Source organism: Acinetobacter sp. YH12023, assembly GCF_013420135.1.
Classification (GTDB): domain Bacteria; phylum Pseudomonadota; class Gammaproteobacteria; order Pseudomonadales; family Moraxellaceae; genus Acinetobacter; species Acinetobacter amyesii.
The window spans coordinates 24,900-50,155 of sequence record NZ_VOYU01000011.1 but is presented as its reverse complement, the minus strand read 5'-3'; the positions used below and the strand labels follow the sequence as shown (position 1 = coordinate 50,155).

Below are 25,256 nucleotides of genomic sequence, written 5' to 3'. Positions count from 1 at the left end.
TATTTAAACCATTAAGGAACATTTAAAATGAAAATTATCTCTAAAAAAATCGCAGCCACATTCTTGGCACTTTCAGCACTTGGTTTAAGCGTTCAATTGCATGCTACCAATCCCAAAGAAATTCGTATTTCTGTATCAGCCGCGGGTGAGGGGGGCAAACCCAAAGTGGGCGGTAGTTTTGTAGCTACAGCACATTTACGAGGTGTGCTCGAACAAGAATTTAAAAAAGATGGCATTAAGGTGAATTGGCTGTTCTTCCCCGGAGCAGGCCCTGCAACCAATGAAGCTTTAGCCAATGGCAAAGTGGACTTTGCATTGCATGGTGATTTGCCCTCATTGGTTGGACGTTCAACGGGATTAAAAACCAAAGTCTTGTTTTCAACAGGGCGTTTTGGCCCAACTTATGTGGTGGTGCCTGCCGGCTCTAATGCCAAATCCTTTGCAGATCTAAAAGGCAAAAAATTCTCCGTCTTTAAAGGCACCAATGGTCAGATCGTCTTTAACCGTGTGTTAGCAAAATACAATTTAACTGAGCGCGATTTACGAGTGATTTCGCAAGATGCCTATTCGGCGCGTACGGCCTTAGCGACAGGTGATATTGATGCCACGATTACTTCACCATTTAGTTTGCAAGCGCGTGGTGTGGCGAAAACATTACTAGAAATTAAAGATCCCAAAGTTGCACCGATTGCGCACTTTTGGGTGACAGAAAGTTTTGAAAAACAATATCCAGAGGTGGTGCAACGTGTCGTGACGACACTGATTAAACAAGCGCAGTGGAGTTCTCAAGAAGCTAATCGTAGTGCGCAATATAAACTTTGGGCACAAAGTGGCATTCCGTTGGTGGATTATCAAAAAACATGGGATGGTTGGAATTTAAAAGACCGCACTACACCGCTACTAGACGAGTTTCATCGTTCACAAATTGATAGTGCTTTAAAAATTGCCAAAGACGCACGCTTAATCCGTCGTGATGTGGATACCAAAACGTGGTATGAACCGAAGTATCTAAATAATGCCTTGAAAGAGCTGAAGTTAGAGGGTTACTGGCGCCAATTTAATGCTCAAGGTCAACCGAAGTAAGTCGCAGCCATGAGTCGTCCGATTGAAAGCAATGTAATTGCCAGTCCATTAACCACCAAATTTATGAGCAGTTTTGTGCTGCTCACGATTTTGGCTGGACTGGGTGTGGGTGTCGCACGGGTATTAATTTCCTTGTATGCCGTGCATTTAGAAGCCACCGAATTGCAATTGGGGCTAATTTCTGCAGCGCAAAATTTTGGCATTTTGATCATGGCATTGCCGATTGGTGTGTTGGTACAGCGCTTTGGGTCTTTGAAAATATTCTGCATCGGCAGTGTGTTGGGCGCCGTGGTGTATAGCTTAACGCCACTCAAAGCCGGTGCATGGTATCTCTTTGCAGTCACAGCCTTAGTAAGTTTTGTCTTACCCATGCGTTTTGTTTCGATCAATACCGTTTTTTTGAGCAACTTAAAACGTTTAGGTCCAGCCCGTGCGGGTTGGTTTCGCGGTTCGCACATGATGGGATATTTCCTGATTGCGCCTGCATTGAGCGTGTTGTTGATCGAGCATTTCGGCTATGGCGGAAGTTTTTATGTGGTGTCTTTGCTTTTTTTAGGCACCTTGCTGTTGGCTCCGTGGTGCTTTCAACGTAGCACTCCACAAGCGACGAATTGCCCGCATTTTCAATGGCGGGATATTGTGGCGCCTTTGGCACTGATCAAAACCCATGCCTCATTACGGATTGTTTGCATATTGGAATTTTTGAGCAGCGTGGCAAATAACTACTTTGGCTTTTTCATTGTGGTGATTGCTATCCAAAGTTTTGCACTTTCAGAGCCAATGGCGGTGATGCTGCTGACCGTACAAGGCATCGTCTTTGTGGGATCGCTATTTAGCATGGGCGGTTTGGCTGAGCTGATGGGTTATCAAAAGTTTTATTTGATTGGCCTAAGCCTGATGGCAACGGCATTACTGATTTTAGCCTTAACCAAAATCACGCTGTTGATGTGGCCTGCTTCGGTCATGTTTGGACTTGGACTCGGTATGTTGCATATCGCCAATTTTATGTCTTTCGCCCGAGTGGGTGAGCAAACCGCGATGGCTAAGATTTCTCCAATTTTAGCCCTCGTCGGACCTTCGGGTGGACTGTGGGGTGGCTTGATAGGCGCCGTATTTGGTGCACAGGTTGGACTACAAAATTTATTTTTACCGATCGGGCTGGTGTTTATTGGTCTGATTATTTTGATCAGCAAAGATCAGGAATTTATTCAATTTTTAAAACCTGATGTCTCAGAACAGAGCGTAAAAGGACAAGAATTATGAGCCTTACGGATGTATCTGCACATTCGGTTCCCTTGCAAAGTGACCGAAGTGCGTTGGATTTTTTTAAGACCTATTTAAAACTAACTTTGCAAGTGGCGTGTGGACTCCTGATGCCAGTTTTGTTGTTCGGTCTATGGTATGTGGCAACACTTAAACAGTGGTTGCCTGAGCAGATTTTACCTGCACCGAGTCTGGTGTGGCAAAGCACAGTCGAATTATGGCAAAGCGGTGAATTGAGTTTTCATTTTGCCATCAGTGCCAAACGTATTTTATGGAGTGTCTTGCTTGGTGCCAGTGTCGGGATTTTGCTTGGTACTGTGTTGGGATTAGCAAAGCGTAGTCGGGACTTTATTTTTCCGACGGTGAATCTTGTTGCGCAATTTCCGATTGTTGGCTGGATTCCATTATTGATGATTTTCTTAGGCATCGATGAGGCTTTGAAGATTGCCGCTATTTCATTGGCTGTGTTACCACCGCTGTTGATTGCAACCTATAAGGGCATTACTCATGTGCCGAATAGTTTGATGGAAGTGGCAGAGGTTTACCAATACAGCAATTGGCAGAAACTCAAAGAAGTGATTTTCCCAGCTGCACTACCCAGTGTGATCAGTGGTTTACGTCAAGGCATTATGCAGGCGTGGTTGGCATTGGTTTTTGTCGAGTTATTAGCAAGTAGTGAAGGAATTGGTTATCTCATGGTGTGGGGACGTCAGCTAATGCAGATGGACTTGATCTTCATGGCGATCATTCTGATTGGTATTACGGGCTATGTCTTAGATACCTTGCTGGCTTGGTTAGAAAAAACTGCGCGCTTTCACGCAACCCGAGTAGGAGGGAACTCATGAGCATTCTTTCATTACACGGGGCAGCGCGCCAAGTCTTAGTTAAAGCAGCAAAAGCACTCGTTCTACCTGTGGCATTTATCGCACTGTGGGCAGTAGCCTCACAGCAAAATTGGGTTGATCCAAAGTTGATTCCTAGTCCATGGCTCGTGCTGCAAAAAGCAGTAACCGTGCTCCAACAACCGAGCTTTTTGACAGGCTTTGGCGAAAGTTTGGCGCGAAATTTTATCGGCTATGGCATAGGTGCGATAGCGGGTGTGTTATTTGGCATCTTAATCGCGAGTTCACGCCTTTCGAATTGGTTATTTGCACCGAGCTTTCATGTATTGCGTCAAATTTCGCTGTTTGCATGGTTGCCACTAATTTCGACCTTTTTAGGTGAGGGACATGGCGCCAAAGTGCTGTTTATTACCTTATCGGTGTTTTATCCCGTGGCGCTACACACCTTTGAAGGTGTGAGCAGTATTTCGCATAAATATCGTGAAGTGGCCGAAGTCTACCAATTTCCCAAGACATACGCGTTTCGTAAATTGATATTACCCGGTGCTTCGGCGCAGATTTTTGTCGGTTTACAACTTGGGCTGATTTTCGCATGGCTTGCCACCATCGGCTCTGAATTTTTATTGGCGAACTATGGCAATGGTCTGGGCAATATCGTGATTCAAGGGCGTCAGGCTTTTGATGTCGAACTGATTATTTTTGGCATGTTGCTGATAGGAATTGTGGGCGTGTTGCTCAATACGGTACTGACTTGGGTTGAGCGTAAAGTTTTAGCTTGGCAGCAGGTTGGATAGGAGAACATAACAATGAAAAAAATGACAATCCATAACATTCCTCAACTCTGGCGCAATATGTTCCTTGCAGCATTGGTCGGTGGCACAGCCTTGGTGGGTTGCAGCACGCAGCGAGTGCATGAACCTCAGCAAGTGGCTTTAAAAGAACTACGCTATCAAAGCTATCCGGGACTGGTGTCCTTACCTGAATTGGCACAAGACTTGGGCTATTTAGGCGACGTTAAACTCAGTTATGTTGGCACGGTACAAGGTGGGCCACAAGATTTACTCACTTTGGTGGCCGGTGATGTTGATTTTGCTGGCGCCTTTAATGGTGCTGTGGTGAAGGTCATCGCTGCGGGTCTAGATGTCGTTCCCGTAGTGGCTTCTTATGGCAGTGATGCTGAACAAAACGTGGGTTTTTATGTGCTAGAAAATAGTCCTATTCGTAGCCCACGAGACTTTATTGGCAAGAAAGTCGCAGTGAATGCCTACGGGGCGCATTATGACTTTGTGGTGAAAGATTATTTGGCTCGCCATGGATTAACCGATGATGAAATCCGTCAAGTTGAGCTGATTATGTTGCCACCGGTGAGCTCAGAACAAGCCTTAAGGAATGGGCAAATTGATATTGCAGTGTTCTCTGGCATTTTGGAAAAACGTGCCTTAAAAAATGGTGGTGTACGCAGCATCTTTAAAGATATTGATTTATACGGCCCCTTTACCGCAGGGAGTTTTTCGATGCGAGGAGAGTTTATTCAAGAACATCCCGAGTTGGCTCGTACTTTTGTCAGTGGCGTAGCTAAAGCACAGGAATGGTTACACAACACGCCGAAAGAGCAAATCATTGCTCGTATGGAAAGTATTATCGAAAAACGCCAACGCAATGAAAATACAGCACTGATTCCATATTACACAGGTACAGGTGTTCACGAAGTCGGTGGCGTGCAAAAAGATCAGGATTTTGCCCCATGGGTGAGTGCCTTAGAAAAAGAACACAAATTAAAACCGAATCAAATTGAGGTCAGTCGCATCTATAGCAATGAATTTAATCCCTATGCGAAAGACCAAAAATCAAAAGGAACATAACAATGACCAGTGCATTACATTTAGATCACGTGCGTAAGGTTTTTCCTGCACAGAACCATGTAGGCAGTAAAAACTATAAGCCTGAATTTGTTGCTGTAGAAAATGTCACTTTGGATATTCAGCCGGGTGAATTTGTTTCAATCGTGGGGCCAAGTGGCTGTGGAAAATCTACATTATTAGACTTAATTGCGGGTTTAACCAAACCGTCTACAGGGCAGATTTTACTGAGCGGTAAGCAGATTACTCAACCGGGTTTAGACCGTGGCATTGTGTTTCAGCAATATGCGCTCTATCCATGGTTAACCGCACTGGAAAATATCGAATTTGGTCTAGAAGCCAAAGGCGTAGCAAAAAAAGAACGCCGTGAAAAAGCCGAATACTATTTGCAGCTTGTGGGTCTCAGTGGCTTTGAAAATCATTATCCAAATGAACTCTCGGGCGGGATGAAGCAGCGGGTTGCGATTGCTAGAAGTTTGGCTTATGAACCAGAAATTTTATTAATGGATGAGCCCTTTGCTGCCCTAGATGCGCAAACCCGAGAAACCTTACAAGCCGAGCTGATCAATATCTGGAAAAGCTCGAAAAAAACCATTGTTTTTATTACTCACAGTATTGATGAAGCAATTTATCTGAGTCAGCGCGTGGCGATTATGACCTCAAGACCGGGGCGAATTAAGGAAGTGATTGAAATTCCGCAAAGCCTGCGCAGCTCCAGTGAAGATGTCCGTTCATTGCCTGAATATGGCCGAATTCGCCATAAAATTTGGTCATTGCTCAGTGAAGAAGTGATTAAAGCGCAAGCCCTCGAAAAACATAAACAGCTTGCACATAACTAAAATATTCAGAGGATTTATTTATGTCATCGACTAAACAAGCCATCAGTTATACGCAATCGTATAACGACATTAAACCCAGACTACAATTCACTTGGTTAAACACGGTCTTTAAACGCACCATTGCCATTGTAACTTTTTTCTTTCTGTGGGAGATTCTGCCGCGGAGTGGTGTGGTCAATCCGGCTTTTTTACCGCCGTTATCTGTGGTATTGGAAACTACATGGCAGCTATATCAAAGCGGTCAATTAGGCATCCATTTCTTGGCCAGTATAAAGCGTTCCATTATTGGTTTCATTTTGGCCCTAGCGATCGCCATTCCTCTAGGTCTCATCATTGGTTGGTACAAGCTCGTGGCTGAAACCTTAAATCCATTGTTAGAATTGTTTCGAAATACCACAGCATTGGCGTTAATGCCGCTGTTTATCTTATTTTTAGGCATTGGTGAAACCTCAAAAATCAGTCTGTTGGTCTACGCGTGCACATGGCCGATTTTATTGAACACTATTACAGGCGTACAAACGGTCGATCCTTTACTGATTAAATCGGCACGAACCATGGGCCTAAAACCCTATCAATTGTTCCGAAAAGTGATTCTGCCTGCGTCGGTTCCGACGATTTTTGTCGGTATCCGTCTAGCAGGGGCAATTTCTATTTTGGCCTTAGTTGCAGTAGAAATGTTTGGTGCCAAAGCAGGTCTAGGATATCTGATTATTTATTCGCAATTTAGCTTTGAAATTCCACAAATGTTTGTAGGCATATTAGTCATTACCCTCGTAGGCTTATCCTTTAACTATTTCTTGATTGGACTAGAAAAATACTTTACAGCGTGGAAACGAAACCCCGTGGAATAATCTAGACAAAATGGAAAAATAAATAAAAACCTCGGGATATACCGAGGTTTTTTATTACTGATTTTTTATACTTAAAATAATGCAATGAATAAAGAATAATGTAGATGAATATTTATGTATCAGTTTTTGGGATTATTATTTTAATGTGGAGTAAATAAAAATATGACTTATTTATAATAAGCCATATTTAATTAGGCGAGTGCGAATCACGTTCCTTGTCACTCCTAGCAAACGAGCCGTATGCACTTGATTGTATTGACAGTGCTGATACGCACTTCGGATAAATTTTTCTTCAATCAGCTCATTAATATTGTCATGCTTAAGTTGATTTGCGGCTTGAAAAATTTGTAAAAAGGTCTGCTCAAGTAACTGTCCAGCATCTTGAATATCTTTGATGTTGGCTACAGCAGAGGTGGCATTTTGTAAGTTAAAAGGTTCTGCACGCGAAAACGACGATGCACTTTGAATACTCGAAAAACTAATATCTTCTGGTTCAATCACACCTTTTTCACTGACTAAAATCGCATGTTGAATGGTATTTTCTAATTCGCGAATATTTCCCGGCCAGCTATGTAAATGGAGTTTCTTGAGCGCCAATGGGCTGAGGCGTAATGGTGTGTCATGTGGGTTGGTTTGATAGACCTGAATGAAGTGTTTAACCAAAGGCAAAATGTCACCACGACGCTCTGAGAGACGTGGAATGCGTAGCAACGCCACATGTAAGCGGTAGAATAAATCTTCCCTGAAACGCCCGTCCTGTACGGCATGCTCTAAATCGACATTGGTTGCGGCTATGATTCGGACATTAATTGGAATGGATTTGAGTGAGCCGACTCGAACGATCTCTCTTTCTTGTAAAACACGGAGTAATTTGACTTGCATAGGCAAGGACAGGTCACCAATTTCATCTAAAAATAAGGTGCCATTATGGGCTGCTTCAAACCAACCGACACGGCTATTAATTGCCCCTGTAAAGGCTCCTTTTTCATGTCCAAATAATTCGCTTTCGACTAATGATTCGGTAAAGGCACCACAGTTCACTGCGATAAATGGACCTTTGGCACGATGGCTTAATTGGTGGATTTGGCGTGCAACTAACTCTTTTCCTGTGCCTGTATCACCAATGATGAGTGCATTGGCCTCACTTGGTGCAATTTGTTCAATTCGAGACAACAACGCTTGCGATAACGGATCTGCAAAGACCGTTGCTGTTGCCCGTTTATGTTTCAGTGCAGAGGGCACTGCAGGGTGGGTCAAAATAGACATATCGTTTCTTATAGTTGTTGAAAATGCAGATCATGATGAAAGATTTAAAAATAAAAGATAAATAATAATTCGATATTTAAATATCAGTTTCACCGATAAATTCATGCGTGGATTATTTATCTGATTTTAAGATAAATAAAATCGGGATAACTAAAGGATAAATCAAGATATAGCAAGTGATTGAACTGTTTTATAGTAAAGCTCTCTAAATAACAAAAGGCATAATTAAAATGGCGATTACTTCAGTAAATGTGCGAAACCAATTCAAAGGCGTGATTAATGAAATCGTAGAAGGTCCTGTGGTTTCAGAAATTGATGTGGAAACCAAAGCGGGCTTTTTTACGTCCGTGATCACGACGCGTTCGGTGAAGGATTTAGATTTAAAAGTAGGTTCAGAGGTGGTGGTGTTAATTAAATCGACGGAAGTGTCACTGGCTAAACTCTAAGGTTTAGTCCAGCAAAGTTTGTCAGCACAAATAGAGAATAATGATATGAGCGTAGAACAAGCTGGTTCGGTTTCTATTCAGCAGCTAACGAAACATTATCCCACACAAAAGCAAGAAGACTTAACCGTACTTAAGGACATTAACCTGAATATTCAGCCGGGTGAGTTCATTAGTATTGTGGGAAGTAGTGGCTGCGGAAAATCCACATTATTACGGTTGTTGGTTGGTCTAGAGCGTCAGTTTCAGGGCCAGATTTTGGTTGATGGTCAGCCTATACAGGGCACGAGTTTGGAACGTGGTATCGTTTTTCAAGATCATCGCCTGTTTCCATGGTTGACGGTACGGGAAAATGTACGGATTGCATTGCATAAAAGCCAGTTTAGCCGTGCAGAAGAAGATGTATTGATTGATGAACATTTAGAGTTGGTCAAATTAACCCAATTTAAAGATGCTTATCCTTCGCAGTTGTCTGGTGGGATGAATCAACGTGTGGCGATTGCCCGGAGTTTGGTGAATCGACCACAGATTCTACTGCTTGATGAACCCTTTGGCGCACTCGATGCATTGACGCGGCAAAATTTACAGGATGAATTACAGCGAATATGGCAAAGTGAAAAAATCACCATGATTATTGTCACCCATGATGTCGAAGAAGCGGTATTTTTGGGTGATCGGGTAGTGGTCATGCAGCCACATCCGGGACGAATTAAACGTATTGTAGATATTCATTTAGCCCATCCGCGTAAACGCGAAGATGTCCGTCTGACCAATATTAAAAATGACATTTTGACTGACTTTAGTGATCCAGTAAAAGATCAGTTGCTTGAACCTTTATCTCATCGATTTGCCGATTATAAATTTGCATGGTAAGTCTGAATTGACCATCACCTAGACAATGTAAAAGCCCTGAATTCAGGGCTTTTTTTAGGCTTATCAAATATAGGTCAGTATGATCATCGCTTAAGTTGGATTAATATCAGTCCATAAAAATGCCCCAGTTGGGGCATTTGTTTTTCAGTTTTATTAAACGTTGGTTTATGAGGCTTGGGAGATATGTCTTTTTTCTAAAACATATTGGTTTTCAGGTCGTTTTAAACCTAAGTTTTCTCGTAAGGTCTTGCCTTCATAAGCCGTTCGGAATAGACCGCGACGTTGCAGTTCAGGAACGATGAGATCGACAAAATCATTTAACCCCGCAGGTGTTGTTGGCGGTAGGACATTAAAACCATCGGCAGCGTCATTCTCAAACCATTCTTGCAGTTGATCTACGACTTGTTCAGGCGTGCCAATCAAGGTCCAATGTCCACGGGCTGAAGCGATATATTGATAGAGCTGACGAATACTAAAATTGTGCTTACGGGCAATATCAATCATCATTTGCTGACGACTGGAGAAATTAATGTCTGCATCTTCTATTTTCGGGAAAGGGGCATCTAGATCAAATTTGGCCAGATTAATGCCACCTGCCAAAGCAGACAATAAACTTAAACCCACTTCTGGGTGAATTAAACTATTTAAAAAGTCATATTTTTCTTGGGCTTCTTGCGCTGTCTTGGCAACAAAAATCGAAACCCCCGGCATAATTTTGAGATCATCTGCATGGCGTCCATATTTCACTAAGCGGTTTTTGACATCACGATAAAAGGCTTGCGCATCTGCTAAATTCTGCTGTGCTGTAAAGATCACTTCGGCATATTTACCGGCTAGTTCACGACCATCTTCAGATTGCCCTGCTTGAACAATCACCGGATAGCCTTGCGGTGGGCGAGAGACGTTGAGAGCCCCCAGTACCTGATAGTATTGGCCCTGATGATTGGGCTGATGTTGTTTGCGGGCATCAAAAAATTGCCCAGTTTCTTTGTTGTAATGGAAGGTATCATCCTCCCAAGAGTCCCAAAGTTTTTGAGTGACTTCAATAAATTCATCGGCACGTTCGTAACGCTCTTTGGGTTCAGGGTGCTGCTGAATGTTAAAATTTTTTGCGGCATCGGCAGAGGCTGTCGTTACCACATTCCATGCAGCACGACCTTTAGAAATATGATCTAAAGAAGCAAATTTACGCGCCAAAATATAAGGGTCTTCATAAGTCGTAGATGCTGTGGCAATAAAGCCAATATTTTGCGTCACAGCAGACAAGGCTGCAAACAATGTGACGGGTTCAAAGCCGACGCCTTTATCGCCCAAACCTTTTTCACCTTCGACAGCAGAACTCCAACGGACAGACAGACCATCGGCAAGAAAGTAGGCATCGAATAGACCACGTTCTGCGGTTTTTGCCAGTTCAATTGCATAATCAATATTGAGATGATCTTGTGGGCGAGATTCTGGGTGGCGCCAACCCGCGACATGCTGTGAGGTGGTTGGAATAAAAGCCCCAAGCTTTATTTGACGTTTAGACATAAAAAATTTCTCATCCCAATTATTCTTAAAAGATAAAAGGGATAAGAACAAAATCTATGCCAAACCGTAATTATTTGAAAATATGCAATTTTTAATTTTAATTGGTTCTAGGTGTAGATAAATCAACAGGATATAAAACCAAATGTTGAAAAATAAACAGCAGTTTAACGGCAAACTTTATGCATGGATCAGTACAAGATTTTCCATATGTAAACTTAAAGCGTGTATTGGCATTGAACGCTATTAGCAAACTTTATAGCAATACTTTGATGGCTTTTCGTCTCCATACCAGTTGGTAATACAGCCCTTGTAAAATACATAAGCTGACAAAAGCCAAAGCATAGGCATACCAAATGCCTTTTAAGCCCCACCATTCACTGAATAGGTAGGCACACGGCACTTCAATGCAAATAATCGCCATAATATTAATAATCATCGGCACGGTCACCGTTCCGCTAGCCCGCATAATGGAAGCAAAAATAGCACTGGCACCAAAAAATAAAATCGACCAAAGCACAATGAACAGCAATTCTTGACCGAGAACCACAACTTCAGGATCTGTAATAAACAGCGCCATTAAATGTTTAGAGAATAAATAGCCCAATGCCACCAAGATACCAGTAATTATGAAATTCATCCCGATGGCCGTACGTTTCACGCGATTAATTAATTCAGATTGACCCGAACCGATGGCTTGCGCGGCAAAAATAGAAGCTGCAATCGCGATAGACAAGGCAGGGAATTGGATATAATTCAAAACCTGATTGACCGCGCCATATGCAGCAGTGGCATCAGCACCATGGCGGTTAACTAAACCGACAATCACGAGACCGGCCACAGAGGTCGTGACCATCTGTATACCCGTAGGAATGCCTAGTTTTAAGATAATTTTGCTGAGATCATGTTGATGGCGAATATGACGGAGTAACGCGAAGTCAAGTTTGAGCGGATGATCTTTCTTTTTTAAGTAGAAATATAAAAATACCAAGGCAATTAAAAAGCCGATATGACTGGCAATGGCAGGGGCAATAATGCCTAAACTTGGAAATCCAAATTTTCCGGCAATCAGCACGGGTGTAATGATCAGCCCTGAACCAATGGTCATACCTGACGCAATCAGCGGTGTTGTACTGTCACCGACCCCACGCAAAATCGAGGTGTAAATAATATAAATAAAGAGTAGTGGACTACCCGCAAGCATCCATTGCACATAAGGCAAAGATAAATGCATCACGTCAGGGGCTGTGCCTAAGGCCAATAAAATGGGCTTGGCAAATATCACCCCTAAAAAGGCAATAATGCTGCCACCAATCAAGGTCATAAAAAGGGTGGAACCCACCACAGTACGGACTTTTTCAAGATTCTGCGCGCCCCAAGCTTGCCCCACCAACACGGTTGCACCTGCCGAGAGCCCGATCACAAAAGCCATTAAACAGAACAAGATCGGGAAAAATACCGCAACCGCTGCAATGGCATGCACCCCAAGCATCTGACCGACAAAAACGGTGTTAATGGTCCCAGATAAATTCTGCAAAATATTGGTGGCGATCAAAGGCACCAGAAAAACTAAAAACGTTTTCCATAAATTTTGCTGAGTAACGAGGGACTGTTGTTTTGACATGCTCAGGTCCTATACGCGGCTTTTTATGATTTTAAGTTACTGATAACACTATCATGTTGGCATTCAAAAAAGCCTTAGTTTTTGAGTAACCAAGGCTTCATTATTTCTACATGTCTGTTTTAAAAAACGTTTGGGCAGATACGGCTTTAAACCGCGGAGAGAATCTCTGCAGCTCGATCTAAGGTGGCATCTTGTTTGGCAAAACAGAAACGTAATAATCGTAAATTTTCCGGCGGTTTTTGATAGAATACCGAGACAGGAATCGCCACGATTTTATGTTGTTCTGCCAACAACTGACACATTTCCACATCGCTTAAATCTGGGCGTATGGCACTGTAATCAAGGTTTTGGAAATAGGTACCTGCCGATGGAATCAACTCAAATCTAGAGTGGCTTAAGCCCGCATTGAACCGGTCACGCTTGGCTTGGTAAAAATCGGCCAATTCAGCAATGTGCTCAGGATGTTCTGCCATAAAGTTAGCCAATGCCATTTGTACGGGCGTAACTCCACAGAAATTGGCAAATTGAAAGATTTGGCGAAACACTTGCATCAAGGCTGGCGCTGCAATGCAATAACCAGTTTTCCACCCTGTAACGTGAAAAGTTTTACCAAATGAACCCACGACAAAACTACGTTCACGCAGCTCAGGAAATGACAAAGCAGATAGATGCTGACGACCATCAAAAATTAAATGCTCATAGACCTCATCCGACAGCACAATAATATTTTTATCTCGAATCAGTTCGATCAAGTTGAGCCAGTCCTCACGCCCCCAAACAGCACCTGTTGGATTATGCGGTGTATTGACAATAATCATTCGGGTTTTATCGTTAATCGCAGCGGCAACACGATTCCAATCCACAGTAAAATGGGGCGTCTCTAAGGCAATGTGAATGGGATGAGCCCCAACCAATTTTACACTGGGCGCATAACTGTCATAGCTCGGATCAAAAATAATCACTTCATCATCCGCATGAACCACGGCTTGAATGGCACTAAAAATACCAATGGTTGCACCCGGGGTAATGGTGACTTCGGTGTGAGGGTCAATATTTAATTGGTCTCGATGGGCAAACAGTTGGACCAATTGTTCACGCAAATGTATCAGTCCATCGCCGGGTGCATATTGGTTAAAACCCTGTTGAGTCGCATCACTTAGCGCATTTAACAGCGCTGGAGGTGCAGGAAAATCAGGAAAACCTTGAGATAAATTCAGTGCATTTAGACGCTGCGCCATTGCGCTCATGACGCTAAAAATAGTCACACCTTGTGCAGGCAGTTTGGATTCAATTGTGATCATGGAGCTTAAAATTTTTAATAGGTTGCATTTTGAGTGTAGCAGCATCTCAGCGACTGCGAAAAGTTAGATCCGTAAAATTGATCCTGCATAGATGATCCTATTCACTTGAATCCTAAAGTGTTGCAAAAGCCAAAAAGAAGAATTCAACAAATTATTTGCAAAATGGGGTAGACGAAAAAATAATCATTTCCTAAAATGCCGTCATTAAAAAAAATTAAATACATAATAACAATGCTTAAAAATATTCACGCCATGGTGGAAAACTTTGGCTTTAGCGTACAGAAACGTGCGCTACACATTCATTTTTCAAATGAATCATTAAACACAGAAGTTTTTATTCAACGGATTGAAGGTCAACACCGTATCAATCAAGGCTTTCGTGCGGAAATTATTTGTCTCTCGACCAATGCTCATCTTGCTTTAAAGCAGTTTATCGGTGGCCGAGTGGCTGTCGATCAAGTGACAGATTTGGGACAACTCAGTCGCCTGACTGGGGTGATTACCGGGGTAAGCCAAGGTCAAAGTGATGGTGCATTGACGGTTTATAAGCTGGTGATTGAGGATGCCACAGCACTCTGGCATAAGCGTCGTAACAGCCGTGTCTTTATGAATAAATCGGTTGGGGAGATGACCGAGATTATTTTTAGTGAATGGCAGAAAAAAAGTGCGTTGTTTGCTGCCAGTTTAAGTCTGAACTTAGAGGGGTTGGCACGTACTTATGATGTGCGTCCATTCACCATGCAGGCGAATGAAAGTGATTATGCATTTTTAACTCGCCTTTGGCGCAGTGAAGGGATCAATTGGTTAATTGATGAAGCTGAGTTATTTGTCGCATTATCGGCTGCACCGATGCAAGCACAGCAGCTGCGTTTAATTGATACGAATCAGGCTTATAGTGCTTTGGAACGGAAAAAGATTCGCTTTCATCGTAGTCATGCCACGGAACGCTTGGATACGATCACCAGTTTTGTGGCAGAACGTTTTTTACAATCGACCACCATTCAAACGCAGCGTTGGCAAGCTCAATATTTGGCACAAGACCAAAGTAATCCGCTCTTAAGCGCCCATGCACAGAGTGAGCAACAGCACAATGAAACCTTAAGTTTAGAGCAGGCTTGGACCGTAAGTTCGGCTTGGACAACTGACCTCAAAGGTGCAGATCAGGCGACCACTTCAAATACACAGCAATTGGATCAGTTGAATCGGCAACTCAATCAATATCAGGAATTACAAGCCAAATATTTTACCGCCAGCAGTAGCGTAAGGGATGCACAAGTTGGGTATTGGTTTGAATTAGAAAATCATCCTGAAATCGATCAACATCAAACGACAGATCGTGAATTTCTCATACTAGGCAAAGCATTTTATAACCAAAATAATTTACCCAAAGACATTTTGGTTCAATTAGAAAAGTTACTTGCTGCGAGCCGTTGGCTATCTTTAGGGGATGAACGGCAGGCCAACGAGCTGTATGTGGTCCGTCGGCAAATTTCTGTTGTTCCTGAATATGATCCTTTATTACACCGGCCACCTGCGTTTCCACAGCGGGCTAAAGTGGTCGGTCCAGAAGGTGAAAGTATTTATGTCGATGCTTGGGGGCGTATCAAAGTTCGGTTTACGTTCACCCGCAGTGATGACCACAGTCATGATGGTGGAGCAGGGAGTAATGATAATGACAGTGACTCAGCTTGGGTCGATGTACTGACCCCATGGGCGGGTGACGGTTATGGGGTACGTTTCCATCCTCGTATTGGCGAGATTGTGGTCATTGACTTTTTTGAGGGCGATGTGGATCGACCCTTTGTAGTAGGACGAATACATGAAGCTGAGCGATCTCAGACCATGTTTGACCTCAAAGGTCAGCTTCCTGAAACCAAAAAACTCAGTGGTATTCGCTCGCAAGAAGTTGCGGGAGCAGGCTTTAACCAACTGCGCTTTGATGACACGACGGGGCAGATCAGTACCCAATTACAAAGTAGTCATGCGGCGACACAGCTGAATTTAGGTAATCTCAGCCATCCTAAAGAACAAGACAGTAGCCATGGCCGTGGTGAGGGGTTTGAGCTACGAACGGATGCTTGGGGGGCAATGCGTGCAGGTAAAGGTTTACTTATTAGTACCTATGCACAGGATAAAGCAGTTGCCGATCATCTTGCTGCTGCTGAAGCTCAGTCTCTTTTAAATCAAGGGCATCAGAGCATGAATATGCTGAGCGGCGTAGCCGTAAAGCAGCAGACCGATGCATTAAATGTGATTAATCGTTTGCCGAAGTTAATAAACTCTTTAGAAATCAAAAGTACTGCCGAAGCTGTTAAAGCGACTTTAAATTTGTTCAAGGAGGAGCTAAGTCGAGACCCATTGGCAGCGTTAAAAAACTGCAAAAGTTTTGTCAAAGAAATGGGCTCAATCGCACATGATGTCAAAAGTACAGTAAAAGAATTTAAATCATTTTTTAATGATGCCGAAGATGCCTTTGATAACTTAAAGTCTGTCATAGATCATATTGAAGAAAATGGTAAGGATGTGATTCAAGGGCGGGTTGCAAGTCTGAAAAGTAACCTCAAAGAAGATCCATTAAAAGCATTAAAAGATGTGGGTAAATTGATCGAAGACATCAAATTTAACCCTGATGATTTGTTGAATAATGGTGGTTTTGGTTTGCCACCAGCGATGACACCCATAAAAGCATTAGAAAAAGTACAAGGCTTTATGGAAGGCTATGCGCAAGGTTTAGAAAAATCCAATACAGCGGCAAAACAAGAACAAGGCAAATTATTCCGCCAAGCACTGATGTTACTTGCATCACCTAATGGTATTGCACTCACTACACCGGAAGATATTGTTTTACAAGCCTCACAGGATATTGCAGAAAGTGCACAAGGTTCGATTAATTTCAGTGCTCAAAAAAATATTGTGCATCATGCGCAAGATAAAATCAGTTTGTTTGCGGCTCAAAAGGGCCTGAGTGCGTATGCCGCAAAAGGGAAAGTTGAATTACAAGCCCAAGATGATGCTATTGAAGCAATTGCACGAAAGGTGATTAAGCTCATTTCAACGGAAGATAAAATTGAAATTACCAGTCCTAAAGAAATTGTGCTGACTGCAGGGGGCTCGCAACTGAAAATTAATGGCAGTGGAATATTTACAACAACAGGCGGCAAGTTTGAGAGTAAGGCCGGGCAGCATAGTTTTGTGGGAGGCGGAACTGCAATAACACCTAAAGTAAGTTTGCCAAAGCTAGAAGCAATTTATAGTAATCAGGTTGATTACACTTGGAATGAAAATTCCACAATAGAAAAAGAAATTATTATTTTAAATGAAAAGCAGAATGTCTTATTAAAAGCTAAAAAAGATTTATTAGATAATGAAAATAAAATAAGTTCTTTACGATTTTATACACCAAAAGCGGATGATTTTATTGCGTTAGGTTTCGATTCTTCATATGTTTCGCTGAAACAAAAACGATTAGATGGTGATAATAAAGATGAATTATTAGAAGAGGCTTTACTTGAGTTTGATGATAATAATGTATATACAAGTGAGGATTTTTAAATGGCTGAATTAAATACAATAATAGCAAAATTCTTTGATAGTTCTGGAAAGTATGTAATTAATTTAAATGTAAAATCTAAATACCTAGGATCATCGAAAGAAAATTTAAAAAAAACAGATGTTAATGGTCTTTTTATATTTCAAGCATCGCCGGATAGAATGATAGAGATATTGGCAAAACCTCCTAATCAGAAGGATTACACATCATTTAAATTAATTAATTCTTCAATAAGCTCATCAGAAAAGAATCCTATTATAATTAACTTACCTAAAACAATTGAAGAATATCAAAGAACAAGCAATGTAAGTCCTAGTAAAGGAATAGTTAGTACATTATTTAAAGTATTGGATAGTAATGGGAAAGCAATGGTTAATTTCCCCATTCAGTCAAGACCAAAAGGTAAGGGGAGTTCCCCAGATAAATACACCAATGACCAAGGTATTGTTGAGGTATTATCATCACCAAATAGAGATATTGAAGTTTTAGTACTTACTTCTAATGATCAATTTGAGCTTAAGTTTTCTGGAAATTCGGGGGCTGGAAAAGAACAACCTATATTAATTAAACTTAATGAGCCATATAATAATTTTAAAGGTTTCACCCTAATAAAGGTGTTAGATAAATCAGGTCAGCGTTATGCGGTTCAAGATGTTGATGTTGAAATGATTTTTGATAATGTTAACAAGAAAAATTTTAAAGTTAAAAACGGACAGTTGAAATTAACAAATTGGGTTGGTCAAAAAATTAAATTGACTATATTTAAACCCGATGGAAAACCTTTAGATTCAGTAGATTTTATGGTTAGAAGAGTAAAAGAAGAATTTATTGATTTACAATTAGATGTAGATGTTTTAAATGGAAAAACAGCCCAAAATGATCCAATTACGCCACAGCGGATAGAAGATACCTCTGCGGGAGAGATAATTTCATTAAGCTTTTTCAAAGAAGTTTATGGAACAAAAAAATTGTTTTGGCATAAAACAATGAATGGAAGACCAACTCAAAACTCGACTCCAGAACAATTTTTACCCGCTTTAAATAAGGGATTGTTGAAGTATAAAATGACAGATAAGCTTATATTATGTCATTTTCTTGCTCAAATTTATCATGAGTGTGATCATTTTAATACCTTGATTGAATATGCAAGTGGAAAGGATTATGACATTGGAAATTTTCCTCCAGAAGTATGTAATGCTCCTAAGAGTAGATCATGTAGAAGGCGTAAACAAATTTTAGCAGAAGGAAATACGACTCCAGGTGATGGACCCAAATATAAAGGTAAAGGTTTAATTCAATTAACGTGGAAAAGTGCATATCTTAAATATAAAAAATATTCAGGGATCGATGTGGTAAGTGATCCAGACTTATTATGCAATGATCTTTTTCATGCTGTGGAAAGTGCAGTATGGGCATTTAATGAGTTTAAAAATGCGGATAGTTTAGTTCGTAATGGTTATATTGATTTTACAAAAACATACTCAGATTCATATCATTTAGGTGTAGTAGAGCAGGTAAGCAAAAGGATTAATGGTGGTACAAATGGCCTTGCTGAAAGAAAAAGCTTATTTTTGAAAATATTAAGAGAGGTTGAAAAGCGAAATGGGTTCAAATAATTTTTTTATTTTTCTATTTATATTGGTTTATTCCACATTTGCATGTGCCGATAATAAGCTGGTTAAAGAAAATAATAATATTTTTTTTAAACAGGGCAATGCTAAAATTTTTCTATTTACTGATGAGAATTACTGTTTTGATAAAGATGCTTTTTCAATTGAAAATTTAACTAATGATAATAAAAGATATTTATTTGTAAATCACACTGATGATTGTAACTCTGGGGGTAAATATGAAATATTCGATATATCAGAAAATAAAGCAAAAAAATTCTATCTAAGCCCTCTATATGATCCAGAATTTGATATTAATGAATATAAAATTATTGAAAGGTTTAATGATGGAGCTGTTGGGTATACTCGAATATATGTTTTGAAAAATGGTAAATATCTCCTGTCAGAAGAATTGAAAACACTAGATAGTGATCTTAATTTAAGTAAGGTTTATTCAGGTGGGTTGTTTAAAATGTATTTAAAAAACAATTCAAATCAAGTAGTGAAAAATTTAGAAATAAGCGCAAATAAAGCATATTTTTTTAATAATGAATTAAAGAAAACAAAATCATATATTATTCGTGGTGATAAAGTAAAAATAGATGGCTTGATTGAGAATAATAACCTGATTTATATTAATGTTGAATTTAAGGGGTTGGGTAAAATAACAAAAGGCTATATAAAATTATCAGATGTTTTGTAATAATCTTTAACAATTTATTTGGGCTTCATTTATTCAATATAGAAATATTGTTAAGGACTTGGAAAATCCAACATTGTTAAATAAAGCCGACTCTCGTCGGCTTTATTTATTTAACCTTCTAAAACTTCTTCTAATAACTCTTCACTTGGTGCAAAGTAATACGCTCCGTCCATTGGCGTAACAAAGTGAAGTAAGCGGTCGTGAATGCCGTCACCGCTAGTACCGAACATGCGAACCAGCATGCTGTCGATAATGCTGAGGTCATTGGTATAAGCAATAAAGAACAAACCTTGGTCACCGCGGCCATCGCCATAAGGCAATGAATGACGCAAAATTGCTAGTTCTTCACCTTCGCCATTTTCAACAACGGTACGTGATACATGTGAGTTTTCAGGTTGTTCGTCTTCATCCAACTCAATCGACTCAAGTTTGGTACGCCCAATGACATGTTCCTGAGCATCTACCTTTAACTTTTTCCATTTATCTAAGTTATGTGCATAACGCTGTGCAAAGACAAAAGAACCATCAGCAAAAATACCCGCATCTTCTGCTAATAATGCTGTTTCAGCACGGTCATCTGGAAATTGAGGGTTTTCAGTACCATCAATAAAGCCGGTTAAATCACGGCCATCAAAATTGCGGAAGCACACACGTTCATCCAGTACGTCAACTTTATCTTGAATACCATCAAAGAATGCTTGGCTCAGCGCAAAGCAAATATCTGTACGCTGTGCTGCAATATGGATAAATACATCTGCTGGGGCTACAGGCATGTTAAATGAACCTTGAATTGGATCAAGTTGTTTAAAGCCTGCCGGGGATTGACTGTAAAGTTGTGCCCAAAGTTCTGGTCCAAAAGCCACAGCCGTTTTAATCTGTGCATTTGGATGTTGGGTAATCAGACGATCACGAGTATTAAGTAAGTCTTCAAGTTGTTCTTTTAATTCGCTAATCGTTAAATCTTTTAAACGTAAAACAATAAAACGAGCATGATCTGAGGGTAATGGCAAAATTACAGATTGAGCAGACATTCATGGCTCCTAAAAATTATAATTTCTGAGTGGCTGTGTGTATTGTGCCTTAAGCAGCGCTGAGAGTGTAGCCTTCATTTGGCCTTTTAGCGTGCATTATTGTCATGAAAATAGAGTAAATGTCATATAATACAGACCCATTTCAAACTTGAGCTAATGATGTCCTATCAAATCTGGATTGCATATATGTTGGCATGTTGGGTGATTAGTGTTTCCCCAGGTGCAGGTGCAATTTCGTCTATGTCGAGTGGTTTGAATTATGGGTTTAAGCATGGGTATTGGAATGCCATCGGCCTGCAATTGGCACTTTTGGTTCAGATAGTCATTGTTGCAGCTGGGGCAGGGTTCTTATTTGCGACGACATCATGGGCTTTTCTGATCGTGAAATGGTTTGGTGTGGGCTATTTATTGTATTTGGCTTATTTACAGTGGACAGCGCCAACAGAGTCAATTGAAATCCAACAAGATTTACCAAATAAATCACGTTCAAAATTAGTTTTACATGGCTTTTTGGTCAATATGAGCAACCCTAAAGCGATTGTATTTTTGTTGGCGGTTTTGCCGCAGTTTTTAGATTTATCCAAACCCCAATGGATTCAATATGTCATTATGGCTGCAACGATGATTAGCATCGATCTGATTGTCATGGCGGGGTATACTGGTCTCGCTGCAAAAGTGCTGCGGTTATTAAAATCACCCAAACAACAAAAATATTTGAATCGAACCTTTGCGGTATTATTCGCTTGTGCTGCGAGTTTATTGAGTTTGGTGCATCAATAAATCCAGTGAGATGATTCTGAGCATCGTATTTGACGTGCAAAAAAAGCCATGCAACTGCATGGCTTTTTTTTGATATGTCGCGAATTGAACAATGAACGTTGCTACTTAAGCCACTTTCTTAAATTTTTGCATAATAAAAATCAGGGCAAAGAGCAGCGCCATGGTTAATACAATAGTCAGTCCTGTAGAGGTGTTTAAACCAGCACTTGACCATAACCCCACGGTCACACCGACTTGGGCAATAATGAAAGACCACAGCACCATTTGCTTCGGAGAATTTGCCAATAAACGAGCGGTTAATGCAGGAATCACTAACAGTGCACCCATCAGCAATGAGCCGACAGCACGTAAAGCCAATACGGTAAATAAGGCCAGTAACAACATAAAAATCAGACGTTGCCATTTGGCGCTGACACCTTCACTGACCGCAATATCGGGGTCAATGGCAATCTGAATCTGCGATTGCCAACTTTTATACAGCACGGTCAGTGCCACAATGATCACCATTGCAAAGACAGGCAAATCTGACCAAGAAATAGTGAGTAAATCACCAAATAAATAGCTGAGTAATTCAGGTCTTAAGCTTGGCAAATGTTGTATGAACAGTAAGCCTGAGCACAGGAGTGTTGCAGAACAAAGCGCGAGCAAAGCGTCATTGGGTAAGCGAGGGTCGTGTAACACCCATAAGATTGCAACTAATAAAAGTGCAATCAATGTAACGCCTGTCCAAAGTGGTAGACTCATTGCACCGGCAATGGCGACACCGAGTAAAGTGCCATGCGCCATGGTGTCTGCAAAAAAAGACATGCGACGCCATAACATTAAACAGCCAAGCGGCGCAGTCAGGAACACCAGCAAAGTGCCCATGATCCATGCTGGCAAAAGGAGTTGTAGCCATTCCATCATGGATTATGCTTCCGGTTCAGGGTGAATATGGGGACGAGAGTCATGCTGGCAAGGCGTTGCACTATCGCCATGTGCACAGTGATCATGGTGGTGTTGATAGAACACACGGTTTGTCCCAAAGATCGCTTGATATTCAGGATGTTGCTGGACATTTTCAGGCAAGCCACTACAACAAATATGCTTATTGAGGCAAACCACACGATGTGTTCCTTGCATGACCCACTGTAAATCATGAGAAACCATCAAAACTGCACAGCCATATTTTTCTGGCAAGCTACGCACGTAGTCATACAGTTCTGCTTCAGACTGGATATCCAGACCTTGCATAGGTTCATCCAGAACCAATACATTCGGTTGACGCAATAAAGCCCGTGCAATCAATACACGTTGACGTTCGCCGCCCGACAATTGCTGAACTTTAGATTGTTGCAACTTGGCAATGCCTGTATCACGAATTATTTCTTGCTTGATATTGGCATCACATTTTTCTAGGGCCAATAAATCACACACACGTAGCGGTAAGCTGTGTGATGGATTAAATTTTTGTGGCACATATGAGAATTTTAATTTTTGTGTGCTGATCACTTTGCCGGAGACAGGTTTTACAATACCCAACAACACTTTGATGAGTGTGGATTTGCCTGCACCATTGGGACCAATCAAGGTGACAATTTCTTTTTCGTGTAAGGCGAAATCTACATTTTTTAAAATGTCACGTTCATCGATTCGGACATGAACATGCTCTAAAGCCACAATGGGCTTCATATTTAGTGTTTGCTGCGGCACTGCTGACAGATCCCTGAAATTTCAATAATACTGTGATGTGCAGTAAAGCCATCGGATGCAGACAATTCATCGAGTTGCGCCATCAAGCCTTGAGCAGATGCTTCTTTGACTATTTTACAGTCTGTGCAAATCAGAAATGCTGCTTGATGTCCTTCGCGCGGATGGCAACATGGGATGTACGCATTAATCGAAGTCAGACGGTGAATCAAACCTTTTTCAAGCAGAAAATCCAGCGTACGGTACACTGTCGGTGGAGCTGCAGGTCGGTCAGACTCACTTTTGATTTTAGCCAAAAGGTCATAAGCGCCCATTGGTCCTGTTGCATTTAAGATCAGTTCTAATACTTCTTTACGCAAGGGCGTAAGCCGAGCACCCGTCGCACTACAGATACTCTCAGCTTCAGCAAGGCGCTGTTCGACATTATGATGATCGTGTACACCATGCAAAGCATTATGATGTTCGTGTGAACATGCGCTCATAGCCAACCTCGAGTACGAAACTGTATAAAGAAAAAGACTTTAAATCTTAACATGAAGCGTAAGGACTTACGAACAGACGTAGGTTTTTTTACGATTTTGTTATATTATAACACTATTCATTTTATGGTGCTCTCTCCCCATGTCCCGTGTATTTCTTTTTTGTAGTTTGGCTTTATTTAGTGTGATGAGCTGGGCACAAGGTCTCGTTGTTTCTACACAACCGATTTATCTAATCGCGAAGGATGTACTCAAGGGTGTAGAGCAGCCAAAGCTATTGCTTGACCATCAATCTGGACATGATGTGAGTTTGACGCCTGCACACCGTAAAACCGTGCAAGATGCTAATCTCGTTTTATGGTTAGGCCATGCACACGAAGCACCTTTAGCAAAAATGTTGGGTGAAAGTGGCAAAAGTATCGCTATTTTAGACTCAGGCATTATCAGTGCTTTGCCATTACGGGATGTCCGAGGCAATGCATTAAAAGGCACAATCGATACCCATGTCTGGCTTGAACCTAACAATGCGGTTCGAATCGGCTTTTTTATTGCTGCTTTACGTTCACAACAGTTTCCAGAACATCGTGAAAAATATTGGGCTAATGCGCGTGCATTTGCGCAGAAACTCTTGATCACAGCCCAAAAAACAGATGTGTCGAGCCGTGCTCAGCCTTACTGGTCCTACCACGATGCCTATCAATATCTTGAGCGCTCACTGAATTTGAAATTTACCGGTGCGTTGACAGATGATCCACATGTCGCGCCGACATTGGCACAAATCAAATACTTGAAAGACCATCGCGCGCAGCCAAAAGTATGCTTACTTGCAGAAGCACATGCCAGCCAAAATCAGTATCAAAAGCTCGGTGGCATCGTCTTTCAGCCGGTGGACGAAACCATGAGTGGGGCAGGGGATTTTGTAACAGCATGGAAGATGTTGGCTGATAAAACCCTGAAGTGCACACTAAATGCGCGAAAGTAATGTAAAAAACAAACAACTATTGATTAGTTTGAAAGCAGTTTACCAATTTAAAAAAACACGACTAAGGTCGGGAAAAGATTGCAAGTTAAGGGGTGTAACTCTATAATGCCTGCGATTAAAAATAATCATCAGTTAAACTTGTCAAGCAGAATTGCTGTGAGTGAACAAAAATGAGTCGAACTAGTCGCATGATTGATCGACGATTAGCGAAAGCTTTAGTCATCTTACAAGCAGTAATGATTCCTGTTTCAGCCCTGATTGGTTGGGTCCTTAAAGACACAATCACAGCATATAGTGCAGCTTTGGGTGCGTTGGTATGCTGGCTAGCAAGTAGCTACTTTTCATGGCAGTCGTTTCGTGCGGCTGGTGCCCGCGCCTCTAAACAGGTGCTGTCAAACATGTATCGTGGCTTAATGGGCAAGTTTGCAATCGTGATTGTTGGATTCATTTTGATTTTGATCAATGTCAAACCGTTGTCAGCGGTGGCATTGTTTTGTGGTTTTATGCTCGTACAAAGTATGTCGTGGGTCGCTCCTTTTTGGGCAACACGCTTAAAAAAACGAGTATAAACACAACAAAAAAATTGAAAAGTTTTTTGGAGAGTAACGAGATATCAGGCAGCACGCGATATTCGTTTTCTCTATTAGTTTTGACATTGACC

At 41.2% G+C, this 25,256-nt stretch carries 23 protein-coding genes; 15 read left to right on the top strand and 8 right to left on the bottom strand.

Annotated elements, in window-relative coordinates; all coding sequences use genetic code 11:
* The first annotated feature begins 27 nt into the window (after positions 1–27).
* From FTT92_RS12520 to FTT92_RS12490, 7 genes are read left to right on the top strand one after another with little or no spacing between them, the layout of a single operon-like run.
* A complete protein-coding gene (locus tag FTT92_RS12520) occupies positions 28–1,083 on the top strand; it encodes an ABC transporter substrate-binding protein (RefSeq protein ID WP_180172268.1) in 1,056 nt (351 codons plus the stop codon).
* Positions 1,084–1,092: 9 nt separating this feature from the next.
* Positions 1,093–2,346 carry an MFS transporter gene (locus FTT92_RS12515; protein ID WP_180172267.1) on the top strand — a complete coding sequence of 418 codons (1,254 nt, stop codon included), beginning with the start codon at positions 1,093–1,095 and terminating at the stop codon, positions 2,344–2,346.
* Positions 2,343–3,191 carry an ABC transporter permease gene (locus FTT92_RS12510; RefSeq protein WP_180010791.1) on the top strand — a complete coding sequence of 283 codons (849 nt, stop codon included), beginning with the start codon at positions 2,343–2,345 and terminating at the stop codon, positions 3,189–3,191. Before FTT92_RS12515 ends, FTT92_RS12510 begins: the two co-directional genes overlap by 4 nt.
* Positions 3,188–3,982, top strand: coding sequence for an ABC transporter permease (locus FTT92_RS12505; RefSeq protein ID WP_078194041.1), 795 nt, complete (start codon positions 3,188–3,190; stop codon positions 3,980–3,982). The genes FTT92_RS12510 and FTT92_RS12505 overlap by 4 nt, the downstream gene beginning before the upstream one ends.
* 12 nt (positions 3,983–3,994) lie before the next feature.
* The gene (locus tag FTT92_RS12500; protein WP_257231709.1) at positions 3,995–5,050 is read left to right on the top strand and encodes an ABC transporter substrate-binding protein; all 1,056 of its coding nucleotides are present in this window, start codon (positions 3,995–3,997) and stop codon (positions 5,048–5,050) included.
* 2 nt (positions 5,051–5,052) lie between these two features.
* A complete protein-coding gene (locus tag FTT92_RS12495) occupies positions 5,053–5,886 on the top strand; it encodes an ABC transporter ATP-binding protein (protein WP_180172266.1) in 834 nt (277 codons plus the stop codon).
* Positions 5,887–5,906: 20 nt separating this feature from the next.
* Positions 5,907–6,737, top strand: coding sequence for an ABC transporter permease (locus FTT92_RS12490; RefSeq protein WP_180172265.1), 831 nt, complete (start codon positions 5,907–5,909; stop codon positions 6,735–6,737).
* 171 nt (positions 6,738–6,908) lie between these two features.
* Here FTT92_RS12490 and FTT92_RS12485 read toward each other — a convergent pair whose 3' ends face one another.
* The gene (locus tag FTT92_RS12485) at positions 6,909–8,003 is read right to left on the bottom strand and encodes a sigma-54-dependent Fis family transcriptional regulator (protein WP_078194038.1); all 1,095 of its coding nucleotides are present in this window, start codon (positions 8,001–8,003) and stop codon (positions 6,909–6,911) included.
* Between the two features lie 230 nt (positions 8,004–8,233).
* Here FTT92_RS12485 and FTT92_RS12480 point away from each other — a divergent pair, with 230 nt between their 5' ends.
* On the top strand, positions 8,234–8,449 hold the full coding sequence (locus tag FTT92_RS12480) for a molybdopterin-binding protein (protein WP_067765474.1): 216 nt from the start codon (positions 8,234–8,236) through the stop codon (positions 8,447–8,449).
* Between the two features lie 45 nt (positions 8,450–8,494).
* On the top strand, positions 8,495–9,319 hold the full coding sequence (locus tag FTT92_RS12475; RefSeq protein WP_078194037.1) for an ABC transporter ATP-binding protein: 825 nt from the start codon (positions 8,495–8,497) through the stop codon (positions 9,317–9,319).
* A 165-nt stretch (positions 9,320–9,484) separates the two neighbouring features.
* On the opposite strand, the gene FTT92_RS12470 is transcribed toward FTT92_RS12475, so the two are convergent.
* From FTT92_RS12470 to FTT92_RS12460, 3 genes are all read right to left on the bottom strand, one after another.
* Positions 9,485–10,849: an LLM class flavin-dependent oxidoreductase gene (locus tag FTT92_RS12470; protein ID WP_180172264.1), complete on the bottom strand. Its 1,365-nt coding sequence runs from the start codon at positions 10,847–10,849 to the stop codon at positions 9,485–9,487.
* A 253-nt stretch (positions 10,850–11,102) separates the two neighbouring features.
* Positions 11,103–12,470 (bottom strand): MATE family efflux transporter, encoded by a 1,368-nt coding sequence (locus FTT92_RS12465; protein WP_180128511.1) that lies wholly within the window; start codon positions 12,468–12,470, stop codon positions 11,103–11,105.
* Between the two features lie 146 nt (positions 12,471–12,616).
* Positions 12,617–13,771, bottom strand: a complete 1,155-nt coding sequence (locus FTT92_RS12460; RefSeq protein ID WP_180172263.1) for a methionine aminotransferase — start codon at positions 13,769–13,771, stop codon at positions 12,617–12,619.
* 231 nt (positions 13,772–14,002) lie between these two features.
* Here FTT92_RS12460 and FTT92_RS12455 point away from each other — a divergent pair, with 231 nt between their 5' ends.
* Genes FTT92_RS12455 through FTT92_RS12445 form a run of 3 tightly spaced genes read left to right on the top strand, consistent with a single transcriptional unit; the run spans position 14,003 to position 19,634 of the window.
* On the top strand, positions 14,003–17,323 hold the full coding sequence (locus FTT92_RS12455) for a type VI secretion system Vgr family protein (protein WP_180172262.1): 3,321 nt from the start codon (positions 14,003–14,005) through the stop codon (positions 17,321–17,323).
* Positions 17,324–18,937 carry a glycoside hydrolase family 19 protein gene (locus tag FTT92_RS12450; protein WP_078194032.1) on the top strand — a complete coding sequence of 538 codons (1,614 nt, stop codon included), beginning with the start codon at positions 17,324–17,326 and terminating at the stop codon, positions 18,935–18,937. It abuts the gene before it with no gap.
* On the top strand, positions 18,924–19,634 hold the full coding sequence (locus FTT92_RS12445) for a hypothetical protein (RefSeq protein WP_168378810.1): 711 nt from the start codon (positions 18,924–18,926) through the stop codon (positions 19,632–19,634). The genes FTT92_RS12450 and FTT92_RS12445 overlap by 14 nt, the downstream gene beginning before the upstream one ends.
* Before the next feature lie 110 nt (positions 19,635–19,744).
* Here FTT92_RS12445 and FTT92_RS12440 read toward each other — a convergent pair whose 3' ends face one another.
* Positions 19,745–20,665, bottom strand: a complete 921-nt coding sequence (locus FTT92_RS12440; RefSeq protein WP_180172261.1) for a Dyp-type peroxidase — start codon at positions 20,663–20,665, stop codon at positions 19,745–19,747.
* A 159-nt stretch (positions 20,666–20,824) separates the two neighbouring features.
* Between FTT92_RS12440 and FTT92_RS12435 the strand changes: the two genes are divergently transcribed.
* On the top strand, positions 20,825–21,445 hold the full coding sequence (locus tag FTT92_RS12435; protein WP_180172260.1) for a LysE family transporter: 621 nt from the start codon (positions 20,825–20,827) through the stop codon (positions 21,443–21,445).
* 105 nt (positions 21,446–21,550) lie between these two features.
* Here the strand turns inward: FTT92_RS12435 and znuB are convergent, their stop codons facing one another.
* Genes znuB through FTT92_RS12420 form a run of 3 tightly spaced genes read right to left on the bottom strand, consistent with a single transcriptional unit; the run spans position 21,551 to position 23,616 of the window.
* Positions 21,551–22,351, bottom strand: a complete 801-nt coding sequence (gene znuB / locus FTT92_RS12430; RefSeq protein ID WP_180009577.1) for a zinc ABC transporter permease subunit ZnuB — start codon at positions 22,349–22,351, stop codon at positions 21,551–21,553.
* A 3-nt stretch (positions 22,352–22,354) separates the two neighbouring features.
* Positions 22,355–23,116: a zinc ABC transporter ATP-binding protein ZnuC gene (znuC, locus tag FTT92_RS12425; protein WP_078194027.1), complete on the bottom strand. Its 762-nt coding sequence runs from the start codon at positions 23,114–23,116 to the stop codon at positions 22,355–22,357.
* A gap of 2 nt (positions 23,117–23,118) precedes the next feature.
* Positions 23,119–23,616: a transcriptional repressor gene (locus tag FTT92_RS12420; protein ID WP_180172259.1), complete on the bottom strand. Its 498-nt coding sequence runs from the start codon at positions 23,614–23,616 to the stop codon at positions 23,119–23,121.
* Positions 23,617–23,755: 139 nt separating this feature from the next.
* Here FTT92_RS12420 and FTT92_RS12415 point away from each other — a divergent pair, with 139 nt between their 5' ends.
* Together FTT92_RS12415 and FTT92_RS12410 are read left to right on the top strand one after the other, a co-directional pair.
* Positions 23,756–24,595, top strand: coding sequence for a metal ABC transporter solute-binding protein, Zn/Mn family (locus FTT92_RS12415; protein WP_180172258.1), 840 nt, complete (start codon positions 23,756–23,758; stop codon positions 24,593–24,595).
* A gap of 170 nt (positions 24,596–24,765) precedes the next feature.
* Positions 24,766–25,164, top strand: a complete 399-nt coding sequence (locus FTT92_RS12410) for an ATP synthase subunit I (RefSeq protein WP_078194025.1) — start codon at positions 24,766–24,768, stop codon at positions 25,162–25,164.
* Positions 25,165–25,256 lie beyond the last annotated feature (92 nt).

Excerpts from the sequence above, each read along its gene's own strand:
- FTT92_RS12520 (WP_180172268.1), top strand. The coding sequence starts at position 28 with ATGAAAATTATCTCTAAAAAAATCGCAGCCACATTCTTGGCACTTTCA.
- FTT92_RS12490 (WP_180172265.1), top strand. The coding sequence starts at position 5,907 with ATGTCATCGACTAAACAAGCCATCAGTTATACGCAATCGTATAACGAC.
- FTT92_RS12455 (WP_180172262.1), top strand. The coding sequence starts at position 14,003 with ATGCTTAAAAATATTCACGCCATGGTGGAAAACTTTGGCTTTAGCGTA.
- FTT92_RS12435 (WP_180172260.1), top strand. The coding sequence starts at position 20,825 with ATGTCCTATCAAATCTGGATTGCATATATGTTGGCATGTTGGGTGATT.
- FTT92_RS12480 (WP_067765474.1), top strand. The coding sequence starts at position 8,234 with ATGGCGATTACTTCAGTAAATGTGCGAAACCAATTCAAAGGCGTGATT.
- FTT92_RS12410 (WP_078194025.1), top strand. The coding sequence starts at position 24,766 with ATGAGTCGAACTAGTCGCATGATTGATCGACGATTAGCGAAAGCTTTA.
- FTT92_RS12415 (WP_180172258.1), top strand. The coding sequence starts at position 23,756 with ATGTCCCGTGTATTTCTTTTTTGTAGTTTGGCTTTATTTAGTGTGATG.
- FTT92_RS12450 (WP_078194032.1), top strand. The coding sequence starts at position 17,324 with ATGGCTGAATTAAATACAATAATAGCAAAATTCTTTGATAGTTCTGGA.
- FTT92_RS12445 (WP_168378810.1), top strand. The coding sequence starts at position 18,924 with ATGGGTTCAAATAATTTTTTTATTTTTCTATTTATATTGGTTTATTCC.
- znuB (WP_180009577.1), bottom strand. The coding sequence starts at position 22,351 with ATGATGGAATGGCTACAACTCCTTTTGCCAGCATGGATCATGGGCACT.
- FTT92_RS12505 (WP_078194041.1), top strand. The coding sequence starts at position 3,188 with ATGAGCATTCTTTCATTACACGGGGCAGCGCGCCAAGTCTTAGTTAAA.
- FTT92_RS12475 (WP_078194037.1), top strand. The coding sequence starts at position 8,495 with ATGAGCGTAGAACAAGCTGGTTCGGTTTCTATTCAGCAGCTAACGAAA.
- FTT92_RS12485 (WP_078194038.1), bottom strand. The coding sequence starts at position 8,003 with ATGTCTATTTTGACCCACCCTGCAGTGCCCTCTGCACTGAAACATAAA.
- FTT92_RS12465 (WP_180128511.1), bottom strand. The coding sequence starts at position 12,470 with ATGTCAAAACAACAGTCCCTCGTTACTCAGCAAAATTTATGGAAAACG.
- FTT92_RS12460 (WP_180172263.1), bottom strand. The coding sequence starts at position 13,771 with ATGATCACAATTGAATCCAAACTGCCTGCACAAGGTGTGACTATTTTT.
- FTT92_RS12420 (WP_180172259.1), bottom strand. The coding sequence starts at position 23,616 with ATGAGCGCATGTTCACACGAACATCATAATGCTTTGCATGGTGTACAC.
- FTT92_RS12515 (WP_180172267.1), top strand. The coding sequence starts at position 1,093 with ATGAGTCGTCCGATTGAAAGCAATGTAATTGCCAGTCCATTAACCACC.
- FTT92_RS12495 (WP_180172266.1), top strand. The coding sequence starts at position 5,053 with ATGACCAGTGCATTACATTTAGATCACGTGCGTAAGGTTTTTCCTGCA.
- FTT92_RS12470 (WP_180172264.1), bottom strand. The coding sequence starts at position 10,849 with ATGTCTAAACGTCAAATAAAGCTTGGGGCTTTTATTCCAACCACCTCA.
- znuC (WP_078194027.1), bottom strand. The coding sequence starts at position 23,116 with ATGAAGCCCATTGTGGCTTTAGAGCATGTTCATGTCCGAATCGATGAA.
- FTT92_RS12500 (WP_257231709.1), top strand. The coding sequence starts at position 3,995 with ATGAAAAAAATGACAATCCATAACATTCCTCAACTCTGGCGCAATATG.
- FTT92_RS12440 (WP_180172261.1), bottom strand. The coding sequence starts at position 20,665 with ATGTCTGCTCAATCTGTAATTTTGCCATTACCCTCAGATCATGCTCGT.
- FTT92_RS12510 (WP_180010791.1), top strand. The coding sequence starts at position 2,343 with ATGAGCCTTACGGATGTATCTGCACATTCGGTTCCCTTGCAAAGTGAC.